General features: G+C 70.3%; 14 protein-coding genes. 6 read left to right on the top strand and 8 right to left on the bottom strand.

The features are described 5' to 3' along the window. Nucleotides 1-151 precede the first annotated feature (151 nt). The 3 genes from aspS to NNW99_RS18280 all read left to right on the top strand — a co-directional run bounded on the left by aspS (nt 152) and on the right by NNW99_RS18280 (nt 4,533). On the top strand, nt 152-1,915 hold the full coding sequence (gene aspS, locus NNW99_RS18290) for an aspartate--tRNA ligase (RefSeq protein ID WP_215120215.1): 1,764 nt from the start codon (nt 152-154) through the stop codon (nt 1,913-1,915). Between the two features lie 144 nt (nt 1,916-2,059). Beyond that, nucleotides 2,060-3,019 (top strand): intradiol ring-cleavage dioxygenase, encoded by a 960-nt coding sequence (locus NNW99_RS18285; protein ID WP_215120214.1) that lies wholly within the window; start codon nt 2,060-2,062, stop codon nt 3,017-3,019. A gap of 170 nt (nt 3,020-3,189) precedes the next feature. After that, nucleotides 3,190-4,533, top strand: coding sequence for an MFS transporter (locus tag NNW99_RS18280; protein ID WP_215120213.1), 1,344 nt, complete (start codon nt 3,190-3,192; stop codon nt 4,531-4,533). 60 nt (nt 4,534-4,593) lie between these two features. Here NNW99_RS18280 and NNW99_RS18275 read toward each other — a convergent pair whose 3' ends face one another. From NNW99_RS18275 to NNW99_RS18255, 5 genes are all read right to left on the bottom strand, one after another. Continuing rightward, nucleotides 4,594-5,004, bottom strand: coding sequence for a PIN domain nuclease (locus NNW99_RS18275; RefSeq protein WP_215120212.1), 411 nt, complete (start codon nt 5,002-5,004; stop codon nt 4,594-4,596). Then, nucleotides 5,001-5,219, bottom strand: coding sequence for a type II toxin-antitoxin system VapB family antitoxin (locus tag NNW99_RS18270; protein WP_215120211.1), 219 nt, complete (start codon nt 5,217-5,219; stop codon nt 5,001-5,003). The genes NNW99_RS18275 and NNW99_RS18270 overlap by 4 nt, the downstream gene beginning before the upstream one ends. Nucleotides 5,220-5,291: 72 nt before the next feature. Beyond that, complete coding sequence (locus tag NNW99_RS18265; protein ID WP_189727091.1) at nt 5,292-5,657, bottom strand: PH domain-containing protein; 366 nt, start codon at nt 5,655-5,657, stop codon at nt 5,292-5,294. Nucleotides 5,658-5,805: 148 nt separating this feature from the next. Continuing rightward, entirely contained in the window at nt 5,806-7,524 is a 1,719-nt protein-coding gene (gene metG / locus NNW99_RS18260; protein ID WP_215120210.1) for a methionine--tRNA ligase, read from the bottom strand. A 150-nt stretch (nt 7,525-7,674) separates the two neighbouring features. Next, a complete protein-coding gene (locus tag NNW99_RS18255) occupies nt 7,675-9,714 on the bottom strand; it encodes a VWA domain-containing protein (protein WP_215120209.1) in 2,040 nt (679 codons plus the stop codon). Nucleotides 9,715-9,992: 278 nt separating this feature from the next. On the opposite strand from NNW99_RS18255, the gene NNW99_RS18250 reads away from it, so the two are divergent. Further along, nucleotides 9,993-12,086, top strand: coding sequence for a PhoX family phosphatase (locus NNW99_RS18250; protein ID WP_215120208.1), 2,094 nt, complete (start codon nt 9,993-9,995; stop codon nt 12,084-12,086). A gap of 29 nt (nt 12,087-12,115) precedes the next feature. On the opposite strand, the gene NNW99_RS18245 is transcribed toward NNW99_RS18250, so the two are convergent. After that, nucleotides 12,116-13,108, bottom strand: a complete 993-nt coding sequence (locus NNW99_RS18245) for a LysR family transcriptional regulator (RefSeq protein ID WP_215120207.1) — start codon at nt 13,106-13,108, stop codon at nt 12,116-12,118. A gap of 173 nt (nt 13,109-13,281) precedes the next feature. On the opposite strand from NNW99_RS18245, the gene snpA reads away from it, so the two are divergent. Further along, nucleotides 13,282-13,974, top strand: a complete 693-nt coding sequence (gene snpA, locus NNW99_RS18240) for a snapalysin (protein WP_215120206.1) — start codon at nt 13,282-13,284, stop codon at nt 13,972-13,974. Here snpA and NNW99_RS18235 read toward each other — a convergent pair. Then, entirely contained in the window at nt 13,971-14,984 is a 1,014-nt protein-coding gene (locus NNW99_RS18235; protein ID WP_215120205.1) for an endonuclease/exonuclease/phosphatase family protein, read from the bottom strand. The genes snpA and NNW99_RS18235 overlap by 4 nt on opposite strands. A gap of 43 nt (nt 14,985-15,027) precedes the next feature. After that, nucleotides 15,028-15,855 carry an alpha/beta fold hydrolase gene (locus NNW99_RS18230; protein WP_215120204.1) on the bottom strand — a complete coding sequence of 276 codons (828 nt, stop codon included), beginning with the start codon at nt 15,853-15,855 and terminating at the stop codon, nt 15,028-15,030. A 79-nt stretch (nt 15,856-15,934) separates the two neighbouring features. Between NNW99_RS18230 and NNW99_RS18225 the strand changes: the two genes are divergently transcribed. Next, complete coding sequence (locus NNW99_RS18225; RefSeq protein WP_215120203.1) at nt 15,935-17,290, top strand: PLP-dependent aminotransferase family protein; 1,356 nt, start codon at nt 15,935-15,937, stop codon at nt 17,288-17,290. Nucleotides 17,291-17,391 lie beyond the last annotated feature (101 nt).

Below are 17,391 nucleotides of genomic sequence, written 5' to 3'. Positions count from 1 at the left end.
AACGGTGACGGGCACCGTGAAGAACACGGTGCAGAACACTGTGGAGAACTCGGGAGAGCCGATCTTCGCCTGCCCGGTACGCTGGGGACCAGTTTCACGTGAAACACAGATCGTGATCAGCCCCCGAGCAGCGAAGACTGGATGAACGACGATGCATCGGTACAGGTCCCACACCTGCGGCGAGCTCCGCTCCTCTGACGTCGGCACCGACGTCCGGCTGAGTGGCTGGCTGCACAATCGGCGCGACCTGGGCGGCATCCTCTTCATCGATCTGCGCGATCACTACGGCATCACGCAGCTCGTCGCCCGTCCCGGCACGCCCTCCTACGAGGCTCTCGACAAGCTCTCCAAGGAGTCGACCGTCCGCATCGACGGCAAGGTCGTCTCCCGCGGCGCGGAGAACATCAACCCCGAGCTCCCGACCGGTGAGATCGAGGTCGAGGTCGGCGACGTCGAGCTGCTCGGCGCCGCCGCCCCGCTGCCCTTCACCATCAACGCCGAGGACGGCGTCAACGAGGAGCGGCGCCTGGAGTACCGCTTCCTGGACCTGCGCCGCGAGCGCATGCACCGCAACATCATGCTGCGCACCGCCGTCATCTCGGCGATCCGGCACAAGATGACGGCGCTGGGCTTCAACGAGATGGCGACGCCGATCCTGTCCGCGACCTCCCCCGAGGGCGCCCGCGACTTCGTCGTCCCGTCCCGTCTGCACCCGGGCAAGTTCTACGCCCTTCCGCAGGCGCCCCAGCAGTTCAAGCAGCTGCTGATGATCTCCGGCTTCGACCGCTACTTCCAGATCGCGCCCTGCTTCCGCGACGAGGACGCCCGCGCCGACCGCTCGCCCGGCGAGTTCTACCAGCTCGACGTCGAGATGAGCTTCGTCGAGCAGGAAGACGTCTTCCAGCCGGTAGAGAAGCTGATGACGGAGCTGTTCGAGGAGTTCGGCGGCGGACGCCACGTCACCTCGCCGTTCCCGCGGATCCCGTTCCGCGAGGCGATGCTGAAGTACGGCTCCGACAAGCCGGACCTGCGCGCCCAGCTCGAACTCGTCGACATCACCGACATCTTCGAGGGCTCGGAGTTCAAGGCGTTCGCCGGCAAGCACGTGCGGGCCCTGCCGGTGCCGGACGTCTCGGCGCAGCCCCGCAAGTTCTTCGACCAGCTCGGCGACTTCGCCGTCACGCAGGGCGCCAAGGGCCTGGCCTGGGTCCGCGTCGCCGAGGACGGCTCGCTGTCCGGCCCGATCGCGAAGTTCCTCACCGAGGAGAACGTCGCCGAGCTGACCAAGCGCCTGTCCCTGGCCGCCGGTCACGCCGTGTTCTTCGGCGCGGGCGAGTTCGACGAGGTCTCGAAGATCATGGGCGCGGTGCGGGTCGAGGCCGCCAAGCGCGCCGGGCACTTCGAGGAGGGCGTCTTCCGCTTCTGCTGGATCGTCGACTTCCCGATGTACGAGAAGGACGAGGAGAGCGGCGCGATCGACTTCTCGCACAACCCCTTCTCGATGCCGCAGGGCGGTCTGGAGGCCCTGGAGACCCAGGACCCGCTGGACGTCCTGGGCTGGCAGTACGACATCGTCTGCAACGGCGTCGAGCTGTCCTCCGGCGCGATCCGGAACCACGAGCCGGAGATCATGCTCAAGGCCTTCGAGATCGCCGGGTACGACCGTGAGACGGTCGAGGAGAAGTTCGCCGGCATGCTGCGCGCCTTCCGCTTCGGCGCCCCGCCGCACGGCGGCATCGCCCCGGGCGTCGACCGCATCGTCATGCTGCTCGCCGACGAGCCCAACATCCGCGAGACCATCTCCTTCCCGCTCAACGGCAACGCCCAGGACCTGATGATGGGCGCGCCGACGGAGCTGGAGGAGGCACGGCTGAGGGAGCTGCACCTGTCGGTGCGCAAGCCGCAGCCGAAGTAGGACCGCGAGGGCTCCTCCGGGGCCCTTCGGTGAACACGTAGGTGGCTCGGAACCGGCGTCGGTTCCGAGCCACTTTCGTACCCAGGGCGTCTACCCAGCTCTTACCCAGGTTCCTGACAGACGCGCTCCCTAGCTTCCCTTCCCATGACGGGACAGGAAACGGCCCAAGGGCCGAAACACAAACGGGATCTGACACGCCGTAAGGTCGTCGCCGCGGGCGCCGGTGCGGTGGTGGCGGCGGGCGTCGGCGGTACGTTCGCGGCGGGCGCGTTCGCCGGGGAGGAGCCGAGAGCGGCGAAGAAGACGCCCGCCGCGGGCGAGGCCTGCTACAAGCTGACCTCCGAGACCACCGAGGGCCCCTACTACATCGACGCGGACAAGCTCCGCCGGGACGTCACCGAGGACCAGGAGGGCATCCCGCTCACCCTGCGCCTCAAGGTGATCGACACCGACACCTGCAAGCCCCTCGCGAACGCCGCCGTCGACATCTGGCACTGCAACGCGCTGGGCGTGTACTCGGGTTACGAGGACATGGGCAGCGGCGGCGGGGGTGGCGGTACGCCGCCTTCCGGTACGCCGACCGGCACGCCCACGGGGCCGCCTCCGGACGGTGGCGGTGGAGGCGGGGGCGGGGGCCATCAGGAGCCCACCGACGACGAGCGCTATCTGCGCGGCACCTGGCGCACGGACAAGCAGGGCGTCGTCGAGTTCCGTACGGTCTTCCCCGGCTGGTACCAGGGGCGCTGTGTGCACATCCACACCAAGGTGCATGTCAACGGCACCTGGACCAAGGCCGGTTACGAGGGCGGCACCACCTGCCACACCGGTCAGCTCTTCTTCGACGAGGCGTCCGTGCTGGCCTCCGCCGAGACCGAGCCGTACTCCACCAACACCACGACCCGCACCACCCTCGACGAGGACACCATCTACCCGGGCAACGGGACCGAGGGCGGGCTGCTGAAGCTCAAGTACCGGAAGAACGCCATCGCCAAGGGTGTGGTCGCCACCCTCACGATGGGGGTGGACCCGGAGGCGACGCACGACGGTACGGATGACGCGGTGCAGCCGGGTGCGTCGGCGTCGGCGTCGGCGTCCGCCGGCTGACCGACCCAGGTGGGGGGCGGACATCTACGAGATGTCCGCCCCCCATTCCCTCATTCACATACATGTACTTCTGCTCAATCCGTTGACCCGGAAGGCGGGCCTCCATAAGGTCCCTTCGAGAACGCGTACGTGATTGCTGTTCACGTATGTGCACATCGAGGGAGACAACGATGTCAGAAGCCGCGACCGCCATACCCGAGGCCGAGCAGCGAGCGGTGAGCAAGTTCCTGCGCCGCATGCTGCCGATCCTGGTCCTGATGCTGCTGGTCAACCAGATGGACCGGACGAACGTGGGCTTCGTCCAGAACGAACTGCGGGCCGACGTCGGAGTCAGCGCCACCGCCTACGGCCTCGGAGCGGGCCTGTTCTTCATCGGGTACGCCTTGTTCGAGGTGCCGAGCAACATGCTCCTGGAGCGGCTCGGGGCCCGGGTCTGGCTGACCCGGATCATGATCACCTGGGGCGCGGTGATCGTGGCGATGTGCTTCATCCACAACGTGTGGATGTTCTACTCGCTGCGCTTCCTGCTCGGTGTCGCGGAGGCCGGATTCTTCCCCGGTGTGCTCCTGTACTTCACCCAGTGGCTGCCGGACTCCAGCCGGGGCCGGGCCAGTGCGATCTTCCTGGGCGGCTCGGCGACGGCGTACATCGTGACGGGCCCGATCACCGGCGCGCTGCTGGAGCTGCACGGCGCGGGCGGCATCGCCGGCTGGCGCTGGATGTTCGCCCTGGAGGGCGCCTTCTCCATCCTGGTCGGCTTCATCGCCGGGTTCTTCCTCGTCTCCCGGATCCAGGACGCCAAGTGGCTCACGCAGGAGGAGAAGGACGCGCTGAGCGAGGCGGTGGCCCGGGACAAGGAGTCGCGCGACCGGGCACCCTCGGTGTCCCGCTGGAAGCTGATCTTCCACCCACAGGTCGCTGTCCTGACCTCGGTCTTCTTCGCGATGGCCCTCACCGGGTACGCGATCACCTTCTGGCTGCCGAGCCTGGTGGAGGAGATCGGCGGACTGTCGCCCTTCCAGATCGGCCTGCTGTCGGCGATCCCCTGGGTCTGTGCCGTCATCGCGATGTACACGATGAGCCACTTCACCGACCGCGCCCCGGACCGCCGCCCCTACCTGGCGATCGCCCTGGTCCTCTCCGCCATCGGCACCTTCCTCGCCACCCTCGGCTCCCCCTGGTTCGGCCTCATCGCCCTCACGCTGGCCGCGGTCGGCGGCAAGTGCGCGGCCACCCTGTTCTGGCCGATGGCCCAGTCGGGCCTCGACCTCAAGATCGCCGCACCGGGCCTGGCCCTGGTCAACTCCATCGGCAACCTGGGCGGCTTCGTGTCCCCGACGTTGTTCGGCTACCTGAAGGACACGACGGGCAGCACGAACGGCGGCCTCTACACCCTCTCCGCGGCGTCGATCCTGGCGGTGCTGGGCGTGGCGTTCGTACGGCACACGAACCGGGGGCCGCAGGTGGGCTCCGGGGGTCGTACAGGGGTCAAGGGCGAGGCGGCTGTGAGCTGACCACCGAGACACGGAGGCGCCCGGGGTGTGGGTAACCCCGGGCGCCTTCTTGATCCGGGGTCAGTCCGTCTGCGGCTGTGCCCGGACCATCGACAGGTCGGGCCGGACCTTCGCGATGGCGGCGAAGTCGTCGTCCATGTGGAGCACGGTGAGGCGGTGGTGTTCGGCGGTGAGCGCGATCAGGATGTCGATGGGGGAAGGCCCGCGGTGATGCCCGATGCTCACCAGGTCTCTCTGTACCGCGATGATCTTCGGCCACGGGTCGTCGAGGGCGGGAACCCAGGCGAAGGTCTGGCCGAGCATGGTGAAGAACGGCTCGTAGTCGCGGTCTGTTCGAAGACCGGGCATCAGCTCGGCCTCGACCGGTGGGCAGATGGCGACGAGGCCCCGCGCCACGCGGTCGGGCCAAGGGTCGCCGATCTGGCGGCGCAGCAGCCGCCAGACGGCGGAGGTGTCAGCGAGGTAGGTCACGACCCCGAGCGCTCCCGTTCTTCGAGGACATCGAAGTCGAGGAACGCGTCCGCGTTCTCCTGGAGCCAGCGCAGTGCCCGGGCCCGGTCGTCCGCGCTGATCGCCGCCGCTATCGTCAGCGCGCGGTTGATGGTGTCCCGCTTCGTCTTGGTTCCGAGCTGCTGCTGGGCGAAGGCCAGCATGTCGTCGTCGATGTCGACCAGCGTCCTGGACATGCGACCTCCCGCGAGACCTGCTTGATATATGTCTCTGGCCAATATATCAAGCGGGTCCTCGGGGCAGGCGGGCTAGCGGGCCACGAACTGGGTCAGGATGGCCTGGACCTCGTAGATGTCGACGCCCTTGGTGAAGGTTTTCTGGATGGGGAGCTGGGAGCCGGAGAGCCAGATCTTGAGTTCGGCGTCGAGGTCGAAGGTGCCGGCGGTTTCCACCGCGAAGTGGGTGATGCTGCGGTAGGGGACCGAGTGGTATTCGACCTTCTTGCCGGTGATGCCCTGCTTGTCGATGAGGATCAGGCGGCGGTCGGTGAAGAGGATGGTGTCGCGGATGAGGAGGTACGCGGCGTGGACCTGTTCGCCGTGGCCGAGGAGGCGGGCGTAGTCCTGCTGGGCCGAGGCCGGGTCTACGGTGTGCGCGTTGCCGAAGAGTGCCATGGAAACCCCCGTGGTGTGTGGCGGTGGCCGGGTGTGGCCGGGTGGTCGTGCTTTGTGCGATCTTCGCAAAGCGCGGGGCCCGGGAGAAGGTGTTCGTTCTCCCGGGCCCCGCGCTGTAGCGAGCGTGTTACGACCGTTACGCCCCGACCTACTCGCCTTCGCCGCCGAAGCGGGTCTTGTACGACTCCAGGTCCTCGTCCGTGAGCTTGGCGAACAGGACCGGGGGGATGGTGAAGGGGGTGCCGGCGGGGATCGAGGTGAGGGACTTCGCCTCGTCCTCGGTGACCCAGGTCGCGGTGTCGTTCTCCAGGGAGAACGCCTCGCGCATCGTCTTCGCCGAGGTCGGGATGAACGGCTCGGAGACCACGGCGTAGAGGTGGATCAGGTTCATCGCCGTACGGAGGGTGAGCGCGGCGCCCTCCGGGTTGGTCTTGATCTCCAGCCAGGGGGCCTTCTCCTCCAGGTAGGAGTTGCCCGCCGACCACAGGGCGCGCAGCGCGGCCGCGGCCTTGCGGAACTGGATGGCCTCCATCTGGGACTCGTACTCCGCGAGCAGGCGGGCGACCTCCTCGCCCAGCTTCGCCTCCGCCTCGCCCGGCTCGGCGCCCGCCGGGACCTCGTCGCCGAAGCGCTTGCGGGAGAAGGACAGGACGCGGTTGACGAAGTTGCCGAGGGTGTCGGCGAGGTCCTTGTTGACCGTGGCCGTGAAGTGCTCCCAGGTGAACGACGAGTCGTCCGACTCGGGGGCGTTCGCCATCATGAAGTAGCGCCAGTAGTCGGCGGGCAGGATCTCGAGGGCGTCGTGGGTGAAGACGCCCCGGCGCTGCGACGTCGAGAACTTGCCGCCGTAGTAGTTCAGCCAGTTGAAGGCCTTGATGACGTCGACCCTCTTCCACGGGGCGCGGGTGCCCAGCAGGGTCGCGGGGAACATCACGCTGTGGAAGGGGACGTTGTCCTTGCCCATGAACTGCGTGTAGTGGACGTCCGCGTCCGACTCCCACCACCACGAGCGCCAGTCGCGGTTGCCGGTCGGGTCCTGGTCGGCCCACTCCTTCGTCGCGCCGATGTACTCGATCGGGGCGTCGAACCAGACGTAGAAGACCTTGCCCTCGGCGGCGAGGTCGGGCCAGGTGTCGGCCGGGACCGGGACGCCCCAGTCCAGGTCACGCGTGATCGCGCGGTCGTGCAGGCCCTCGGTGAGCCACTTGCGGGCGATGGAGGAGGCCAGCACCGGCCAGTTGTCGGCGCGCTCGTCGACCCAGGCCTCGACCTCGCCGGCCAGTACGGACTGGAGGAGGAAGAGGTGCTTGGTCTCGCGCACCTCCAGTTCGCTGCTGCCGCTGATCGCCGAGCGGGCGTCGATCAGGTCGGTCGGGTCCAGGACGCGGGTGCAGTTCTCGCACTGGTCGCCGCGGGCCTTGTCGTAGCCGCAGTGGGGGCAGGTGCCGATGATGTAGCGGTCCGGGAGGAAGCGGCCGTCGGTGATCGAGTAGACCTGGCGGATCGCCCGCTCCTCGATGAAGCCGTTCGCCTTCAGCTCGCGGGCGATCTCCTGGGTGATCTCGTGGTTCTGCGGGGAGGAGCTGCGGCCGAAGTAGTCGAAGGCCAGGTTGAAGCCGTCGTAGATCGCCTTCTGCTGGTCGTGGGCCTGGGTGCAGAACTCGTCCACGGGGATGCCCTGCTCCTTGGCGGCGAGCTCGGCCGGGGTGCCGTGCTCGTCCGTGGCGCAGATGTACAGGACCTCGTGGCCGCGCTGGCGCAGATACCGCGAGTAGACGTCTGCCGGGAGCATGGACCCCACCATGTTGCCCAGGTGCTTGATCCCGTTGATGTACGGAAGGGCGCTGGTGATGAGGTGTCGAGCCATCGCGGGCTGCTCCCAAGTCGCTACGTGGGGTGACGATCTCGTGGTCTCGGTCGTCTACGGAACCTTGAAATCGTAGCTGACATGGGTACGCCGCCCGCCTCCCCTTTTACGGGGTGAGAAGCGGGCGGCGTGTGGTGGGGCTGTGTGGGTCTACGGGCGCCAGTTCGCCAGTACGCCCTCGTAGAGCTCCTTGTCCGTGAGCTCGCGGGGGGTTTCGCCGGCGAGGAAGTGGGACGTGTTGGGAGCCTTGAGCTTGCGGAGGTAGTCGAAGGCCTTGTTCTCCGGGTCGCCGAAGGCGACGAAGGAGAAGAAGACGGTGGGGTGGGACTTCGCGGCGTCGGTGAGGGCCTTCGTGGCGGGGGTCTTGGCGTCGGGGGCGCCGTCCGTCTGGAAGATCACCAGGGCGGGGGTGGTGGTGGTCGCTTCCTTGCTGTGGTGGGCGAGGACTGCTTCCACCGCCGCGTGGTAGCTGGTGCGGCCCATGCGGCCGAGGCCCGCGTGCAGGGTGTCGATCTTGTTCTCGTGGTCGGTGAGGGTGATCTCGCCGGTGCCGTCGAGTTCGGTGGAGAAGAAGACGACCTGGACCGTGGCCTCGGGGTCGAGGTGGGTGGCGAGGGCGAGGGTTTGTTCGGCGAGGGCCTGGGCGGAGCCGTCCTTGTAGTACGGGCGCATGGAGGCGGAGCGGTCGAGGACGAGGTAGACCTTGGCTCGGGTGCCGGTGAGGTTGTGGGTCTTGAGGGTGGTGGTGGCGGCCTTGTAGGCGGTGGTGAGGCCGGGGGCGGCGGACTTTACGCGGGTGAGGGGGAGGGCGGGGGTTGTGTCGTCGCCCTCGGCCTCGGCTTCGCCTTCGGCCGAGTTGTTCCCACCCGCACCACCCGTGCTGCTTTCGTTGTCGGGTGCGGGTGGCCCCTGTGGGGCGGAGTCGCCGTCGGCGGGTGCGGGTGCGTCGGCCTTGGCCTCAGCCTCCGGCTGCGCCTTCGGCTGTGCGGGGGCTTCCGCTTCCGCCTGGGGCTCCGCTTCCGGCTCCGGCTCCGCTTCCGGCTCGGGCTCCGGCTTCGGCTGCGCGGGCGCTTCCGCCTTCGGCTCCGCATCCGGCTTCGGCTGGGCTGTGGCGGGCTCGGGCTTGGCCTCCGCCTTCGGGTCGGAGACCGCCTCGGGCTCGGCAGGGGGCTGGGTGTCCGCGACGGTTTCGGGCTCGGTCTGGGGCGCCGCCTCGGTCGAGGCCGTGTCCTGGGACTCGGGCTTCTCCGGCTTTGCTTCCTCCGGAGCCGCCTCGGGCTCGGCAGCGGGCGGTGTTGCGGCTTCCGCCTCGTCGGCAGCAGCCGGTTCTTCCGCGACCGCGGGCTCCTCGGTGGCCGCCGTGCCCTCTGCGACCTCCGCGGCCACCGGCTTCTCGGCGACGGTCGGCTCTTCCACGACCGCGTCCTTCTCCGCAGCCTCCGCAGCCACCGGCTCCCCGGCGTCCTCGGGCTCCTCCGCGACCACCGGCTTCTCGGTGCCCTCGGGCTCCTCGACGATCGCGGCCTTCTCCGCCACCGTCGGTTCCTCGACGATCGCGGCCTTCTCAGCGACCGCCGGTTCCTCGGCGACCGCAGGCTCCTCGACAGCGGCAGGCTTCTCCGCGACCGTCGGTTCCTCTACGACCTCAGCCTTCTCGGCGACCGTCGGCTCCTCGGCGACCGTCGGCTTCTCGACGGCCGCAGGCTCCTCGACAGCAGCGGGCTCCTCGACAGCAGCGGGCTTCTCCGCAACCGCCGACTCCTCGACGACCCCAGCCTTCTCTGCGATCGTCGGCTCCTCGACAACCGCCGGCTTCTCAACGACTGCCGGTTCCTCGACAACCCCCGCCTTCTCCGCAACCGTCGGCTCCTCAACCCCCGCGTCCGCCTCCGCGTCCGCGTCCGCCGGTCGCGCAGGCCTAGGGACTGACGGCACATTGTCGAAGGCCGCCGAGACCAGGTCGTGTTCGTCGGGGGACGACGTGCGGGGTTCGGGGACGGTTGGGGTGGGGGTGGCGCGTTCGCCGGAGGCGGTGGGGGGCTCTTGGGTGGGGACCTGCGGGGTGTCGGGGGACGGCGTTGCCGTCGGTTCCTCCGGGGTCGTCGTCGGCCGCGCCGCACCCTCCGCCTCGGCGGTCCGTGACTTGCGTGACCGTCCGAACGCGTTCCGCAAGAGAGTGAGAATGCCCATGTGCGCGCAACCCTTCGCGTGAGGTGAAGCCGTCAATCCCTGGCCAGGACGGACACGTAAGGTTAGCGGCCCTCCTGTGTGATCTTGGGCAGGGTCGGGTGTGCGAGGCCCGGACTGTCAAGGGGACATCCGGCCCGCGACGGTGTCGCCCCGCAGAATCGAAGCAACTGCCGCACGGATGCCGCAGGTTCACCCGCAGTTCACCCAGGCGCCCGGCTCCCGCACGTATGTACTCCTACGGTCACGCTGACACCAAGGGCATCCAAGGAGAGAGCAAAGTGCGAAAGCTGCTGCCGTTGATCGGAACGCCGTCCGATTCGCACCCTGGCGGCCGGTCCGCCATGACCTGTCGTTTCCGGTGTGGTGACGCCTGCTTCCACGAGGTGCCCAACACCAGCTCCAACGAGTACGTCGGTGATGTGATCGCGGGCGCCCTCAGCCGCCGGTCGATGATGCGGGCCGCGGCCGTGGTGACCGTGGGCGCCGCGGGGGCGGGGGCCGTGGGCTTCGGGCAGGCGCAGCCTGCTAACGCGGCACCGGCGCAAGGCCCCGCAGCCGACGCCGCCGCCACCGCCGCCCGGCGTAAACACAAGGGCGCGCGCGGGCTGCGCTTCGCGCCCGTCGCGCCCAACACCACCGACGCCGTGACCGTGCCGGACGGGTACCGGCAGAACGTCGTCATCCGCTGGGGTGAGCCCATCCTGCGCGGGGCGCCCGCCTTCGACCCGGAGAAGCAGACCGCCAAGGCGCAGGCCGGGCAGTTCGGGTACAACTGCGACTTTCTCGCCCTGCTGCCGCTGCCGGGTGAGCGGGGCAGGCAGCTGCTCGTCGCCAATCATGAGTACACCGACGAGATTCTGATGTTCCGGGGGTACGACTCCGCCCATCCCACCCGTGAGCAGGCCGAGATCGCCTGGGCCGCGCACGGGCTGTCCGCCGTGGTGGTGGAGGGGGACCGCAAGACGGGCAAGCTGACCCCCGTGTCCCGGCATCAGCTCAACCGGCGCGTCACCGTCACCACCGAGTTCCGGCTGACCGGGCCCGTCGCCGGGTCGAAGCTCGTGCGGACCTCCGCCGACCCGACCGGCACCAAGGTGTTCGGCACCCTCAACAACTGCTCGGGCGGTGTCACCCCGTGGGGCACGACCCTGCACGGCGAGGAGAACTTCAACCAGTACTTCGGCAACGCGAGCCGGGACACCGACAAGCGGTACGGCGTCGGGACCGGGGCCACCGACCGCAAGTGGGAGCGGTTCGACAAGCGGTTCGACGTCGCCCAGGAGCCGAACGAGGTGCACCGGTTCGGGTATGTCGTGGAGTTCGACCCGTACGACCCGGAGTCGACGCCCCGCAAGCACACCGCGCTCGGGCGGTTCAAGCACGAGGCCGCGACCGTGCGGCTCACGCGGGACGGGCGGCCCGTCGTGTACTCCGGTGACGACGAGCGGTTCGACTACTTCTACAAGTTCGTCGGCAGCAAGCGGATGCGCCACGGGTCCTCGCGTGCCGTGCGCGAGCACAACCTCTCGCTGCTCGACGAGGGGACGCTGTACGTCGCCAAGCTCACCGGCGACTCCCCCGCCATCGAGATCGACGGCACGGGCAAGCTCCCGAAGGACGGGGAGTTCGACGGGAGCGGGCAGTGGATCCCGCTAGCCACCGCCACCGCGAAGGGCGCCGTCTCGCACGTGGACGGGATGACCGCCGAGGAGGTGTTCGTCTTCACCCGGCTCGCCGGTGACAAGGTGGGCGCCACCAAGATGGACCGGCCCGAGGACATCGAGCCCAACCCGGTGACCGGCAAGGTGTACGTCGCCCTGACGAACAACACCAACCGCGGTGTCGGCTCCAACGCCAAGGCGGACGAGGCCAACCCGCGCCACGCCAACAAGCACGGTCACGTGCTGGAGCTCACCGAGCGCTGGAACCGGCCCGAGAGCACCAAGTTCGCCTGGTCGCTGTTCCTGGTCGCCGGTGACCCGGAGGACCCGGCGACCTACTTTGCCGGGTTCCCGAAGGACGGCGTCAGCCCGATCTCCTGCCCGGACAACGTCGCCTTCGACCCCTACGGCAACCTGTGGATGTCCACCGACGGCGCCCAGCTCGGCTCGCACGACGGCCTGTTCGGCGTGGCGACCCGGGGTGAGCGGCGCGGTGAGCTCAAGCAGTTCCTGACCGTGCCGAAGGGCGCCGAGACCTGCGGCCCGATCATCCAGGACCGGCGCGTGCTCGTCGCCGTGCAGCACCCGGGCGAGATCGACGGCGCGACCGTGGAGAAGCCCGCCAGCACCTGGCCCGACGGGCCCGGGAAGTACGTCCGTCCGGCGGTCGTGGCCGTGTGGCGCGCGGACGGCGGCGACATCGGCGTCTGACCCGGCACGCGGAGAGATCAGCGGAGAGATCAGGGGAGGGCCGGGCTCGGCGGTCTGCGAGGGCCGTCGGGTGCCGGCCGCCGTGAACCGAGCAGTCGCGCGGTGCCCTGAGGCGCTCGTTCCAGCCATTCCCGGTACGCCGGTGCCTGCCGCGCCACCTCCCCGTAGGCCTCCTCCAGCGCGGGGCAGACGCCGGCCAGGGCCGTCTCCGTACGGGCCGCGACGAGCAGCCGTACGCCGAGCGGGTCGCCTTTGAGGCGGCGTACCGCCATGTCGGGGCGGGGGGTGCGGGTCGGCTGGCACACGGTGACCACCTCGCCGGTCGCGACCAGGGCGTCGGCCGTGTGGTAGTCGCCGTGCAGCACGCGCGGGCTGACGTCGGCGGCGCGGAACATCCGCTGGACGGCGTCCCATTCGCCGTCGACCGTGGGGTCGATCATCCAGCGGTCGCCGGCCAGGTCGCGCAGGTCGACCTCGGGTTTCGAGGCCGCCGGATGGTCGACGGGCAGCGACACGAACTGCGGCTCGCGCTCGACCAGGACGCGCAGCCGGAGTTCCGGGGGGATGCGCAGCGGGCAGCCCTCCACCTCGTGCACGAAGGCGACGTCGAGCTGGCCGTCCAGGACCATGCGGAGCAGGGCGTTCGCGGAGACGTTCATATGGAGGGTGGGATTCTGGCCATGGGCGCGCAGGCGGCGCAGCCAGCCCGCCAGGGCCTTGCTGGCGGTGGAGCCGATACGGAGCTCGGTGCCGCCGCCCGCCGCCGCCCTCGCCTCGACCACCAGGAGCTGCATCTCGGCCAGCAGCGGACGGGCGCGGCTCAGGACCAGGCGGCCCAGCGGGGTGGGGCGGCAGCCGGTGTGGGCGCGCAGGAACAGCGGGCCGCCCAGCTCCTGCTCGATGCGGCGCAGTTGTGTGCTCAACGACGGCTGGGCGACGCCCAGGTGCCGGGCGGCGCGGTGCAGACTGCCGGTGTCGGCGATGGCGCACAGCGCGCGGAGGTGCCTCACCTCGAGCTCCATGCTCCGTGAGGCTAAAGCGGAATCGCGTTGCTAACCAGCCACATAATTCAGCGCTAAAGCATGTGAATTGGGCAGCCAATAGCTCCGTCCTATCGCTGGTTGCCATCATCACAGGCGACGCACAGGCGCCGAGACTCACCGGTGACGACTCAAACCCCCACCAAGGAGTCTCGATGCGAAAGTCCATGTCCACACTGGCGGTTCTAGGTCTCGGCCTCGCGACGGTCGGCTTCGGTACGGCCGCTCCCGCCGCGGCGGCCCCGGCCCCGGCGACCCCGGCCCCGGTAGCCGCGCCGCACGCCGGGTACGTCGCCAAGTCCGCCGAATCGGACGCCAGCAAGGCCTTCTTCCAGGCCGTCCTGGAGTCGGTCGCCGAGAAGCGTGCCGCGAGCCCGAGTGCCACCGCCGCCGTCACCGTCGTCTACGACGCGTCCCGCGCGCCCACGTTCAGCTCCCAGATAGCGCGCAGCACCCAGATATGGAACGGCGCGGTGTCGAACGTGAAGCTCCAGTCCGGCTCCGCGTCGTCCGCCGACTTCAGCTACAGAGAGGGGAATGACTCCCGGGGCTCCTACGCCTCGACCGACGGGCACGGCAACGGCTACATCTTCCTCGACTACCGGCAGAACCAGCAGTACAACTCCACGCGGGTCACCGCGCACGAGACCGGTCACGTCCTCGGTCTGCCCGACCACTACTCGGGTCCGTGCAGCGAGCTGATGTCCGGTGGCGGGCCCGGTACGTCCTGCACCAACGCCAACCCGAACGCCGCCGAGCGGGCCCGGGTGAACCAGCTGTGGGCCAACGGTCTCGCGGCGGCGATGGACAAGGCCCTGGACAAGGCCCTGGAGAAGTCCGGCCGTTAAGAGCCGCTCCCGGGCCGCCGGTGCAGCGTCAGGTCGGTGATCACCGACCGGTGGTCCGTGTCGGACAGCTTCAGTACGCGGGTGTCGCGGGCCGCGAAGTCCCGCGACACCAGCACATGGTCGATCTGGGCGCCGAGCGTCGGGGCGGTCCGGGCCGGCCAGGTGGCCGTGCGGTCGGCGCCGTCCAGGCGGGCGGCGTCGCGCAGGCCGGTGTCGAGGATGCGGCGGAAGACGGCGTGGTCCTGGGAGGCGTTGAAGTCGCCGGCCAGGACGAGCGGGGTGCCCCGGTCGGTGACGGCCGCGGCGCGCAGGGCGCCGAGTTCCCGCTTCCAGAGGTCGACCTGCCCGGGCAGCGGGGGCATGGGGTGGGCGAGCTGGAGCCGTACGGCGTTTCCGTCCACGTCGGCGACCGCCCCGGGCATGCCCATGGTGGCGGGGACCCCGTCGGTGGGCCGGAGCGGGAAGCGGCTGAGGATGACGGAGCCCTCGGAGCCGCCGCCCTCGACGGCGCTGCGGTGCGGATAGTCCTGGGAGAGGTCCTTCCGCAGCCGCTCGTCACACGCGTACTCGCACTCCTGTACGAAGATGATGTCCGGTTTCTCGCGGCGTACGGCGGCGATCAGGGAGCCGGTGCCCTGCCCGAACTCGACGTTCGAGGTCAGCACGCGCAGATCGGCGACCGGGCGGCCGGCGGGGTCGTCGACCTTGCCGTACGGCTCGATGAACCAGGCCAGCAGGCCGAGCACGGCCACTCCCCAGGCCGTTCCCAGCCACCAGCGGGAGCGCAGGGTGAGCAGCAGCGCCAGGCCGGTGGGCGCGAGCAGCCAGGGGAGGAAGGCGAGGAGCTGCGGGACGGGTGTGACGCCGTCGCTGTCGGCGGTGCGGAAGCCCACGACCACGCTCACCCCCGCGAGCAGCAGGAAGGCGAACCCCGCGCCGAATCGCCGCCCGGGCGGATCGTGTTCCGGCCCGTCGTCGGTGGCGGTCCGTTCGGCAGCGGCGGTGTTCAATGGCCGGCCTTCCGTTCGCGGGGTGGTTCGCCCGCATCCTCCCTCAAGGACGGGGTGGGGCGGGGGAAGGTTGCCGTGCGTCGACGCGGGCCAGGAGTTCCGCCAGTGCCTGGTCGAAGACGGCCGGGCGTTCCAGGTTCGGCATGTGGGCCGCGCCGTCGATGATGTGCAGCGCCGAGTCCGGCAGGGCCGTGTGCATGGCCAGGGCGTCGGAGACCGGGGTGAAGGTGTCGTCCGCTCCCACGACGACCAGGGCCGGGACGCGGACGCGGGTCAGCAGATCGTCGTAGCCGGGGCGGCGGGCGCGGGCGCGCAGGGCCGCCGCGGCGCCCTCGGGGGCGGTGGCGGTCATCATGCGGTGGACGTGGGCCTTGACCCCGTCGGAGGCGTAGGGGGCGACCATCCGCTCCAGGACCTCGTCGGCGTAGCCGCGCATGCCCTCCGCCAGGAGACGGTCCGCCATGGCGTCGCGAGTGCGGACGCCCTCGGGGGTCTCCGCCGACGGGAAGGTGTCCGCGAGGACCAGGCCGCTGACGCGCTCGGGGAACAGGCGGTAGCAGTCCATCGCGATCTGGCCGCCCATCGACAGGCCCGCGAGGACGAACGACTCCACCTTCAGCTCGTCCAGCAGGGCCTCGATGTCCCGGGCGAATCCGGAGAAGTCCGGGACGGCGGGCGCGTTCGGAGAGGCGCCGTAGCCGCGCAGGTCGGGGGCGATGACCCGGCGGTCCGCCGCGAACGTCTCGAGCTGCGGGGCCCACATCGAGCGGTCGAAGGGGTGGCCGTGGACGAGAACCAGGGGGACCTTGGGGACAAGCGGCTGCCGGTCGGTCTCGGGGCCTTTGTCCTCGTATGCGAGGAAGGGTGCCATGAGGACGACCCTAGGCCGCCCAACTACTCGGTACAATAAGATCTTTGCTCTCGGTGCAATCCAAGGGGGAGACCGACCGATGGGTGACTACCGGCGCATCGCCGACAGGATCGCCGACGACATCGCCACCGGACGGCTCCGGCCCGGTCAACGGCTGCCGCCGCAGCGGGCGTTCGCGCGGCGGCGCGGCATCGCCCCGTCGACGGCGGGCCGGGTCTACAGCGAACTCGTCCGGCGCGGGCTGGTCGTCGGCGAGGTCGGGCGCGGCACCTTCGTACGGGCCGGACCGACAGGACCGGCGGGGCAGGCGCTCGCCGAGCCCGGCCCGACCGGCACTCCGGTCAACCTGGAGCTCAACTACCCCAGCGCGCCCGGCCAGCCGGAGCTGCTCGCCCCAGTCCTCGCGCCCCTGCTGCGCCCCGACGTGCTGGCCGAGGCCCTGCTGCCGGCCGCCGCCACCGGCACCCCGCAGGCCCGTCAGGCCGCGGCCGCCCTCCTCACCACGCCCGGCTGGCGCCCCGCCCCGGACCGGCTGCTGTTCACCGGCAACGCCCGTCAGGCCATCGCCGCCGTCCTGGCCTCCCTGGTCCGGCCGGGCGGCCGGGTCGGGGTGGAGCAGCTGACGTATCCGCTGGTCAAGGAGATCGCGGCCCGGCTGGGCATCACCCTGGTGCCGCTGGCCGGTGACCGGGCCGGGCTGCTGCCGGAGGCCATCGCGGCCGCGCACCGCTCGGCGCCCCTGTCCGCCCTGTACGTGCAGCCGACGCTGCACAATCCGACGTCCCTGACGACGAGCCGGACGCGGCGGCTGCAACTCGCCCAGCTCATCCACCACTTGGACCTCCCGATCGTGGAGGACCGCATCTGGTCCTTCCTGCACGGCCCGGGGGAGCGGAACGGGGCCGGCGATCCCCTCGCCGCCCATGCCCCGGCCCTCGCCCATGTCGTCGACGGGCTCTCCAAGCGGGTCGCGCCCGGGCTCACCGTCGGGTTCCTCGTGGTGCCGCCGCAGCGGGTCGCCGCCGTCGCCGACGCCGTGCGGTCGGGCGGGTGGAGCGCGGCACGGTTCGCGCTGGAGGCGGCCGTGCGCTGGGCGTCGGAGGGGACGGTGGAGCGGCTGGTGGAGGCCAAGCGGGCGGACGCGGCGCGGCGGCAGCGGATCCTCGCCGAGGAACTCGCCGGCTTCGCCGTACGGTCCGATCCCCGCGCCTATTTCGCCTGGTGGGAACTGCCGTCCCCATGGCGCGCCGACACCTTCACGGCCGCCGCGGCCGCGCACGGCATCGCCGTCACGCCCGGCCCCGCCTTCGCCGTCTCCCCCGGCCACACGCCCGACGCCGTCAGGCTCGGGCTCGCGTCGGCTCCGGAGGGGGATCTGCGGCGGGCGCTGCGGACGCTCGGCTGCGTCGCCGCGCGGCGAGGGGGCGGTCGGTGAGCCGGGGGGTGAGTGCTGCCATGAGGCCGAGGGCGGGCAGTGGCCGGGACGCGGGTGCGGGGTGGTCGGGGGTGTCGTGGGCCGAGCTCCGCCGTCAGGCT

This window comes from Streptomyces sp. CRCS-T-1 (assembly GCF_024442335.1).
GTDB lineage: Bacteria > Actinomycetota > Actinomycetes > Streptomycetales > Streptomycetaceae > Streptomyces > Streptomyces koelreuteriae.
Note: the sequence above shows the minus strand (reverse complement) of the source record. Positions and strands in the feature narration are given on the sequence as shown.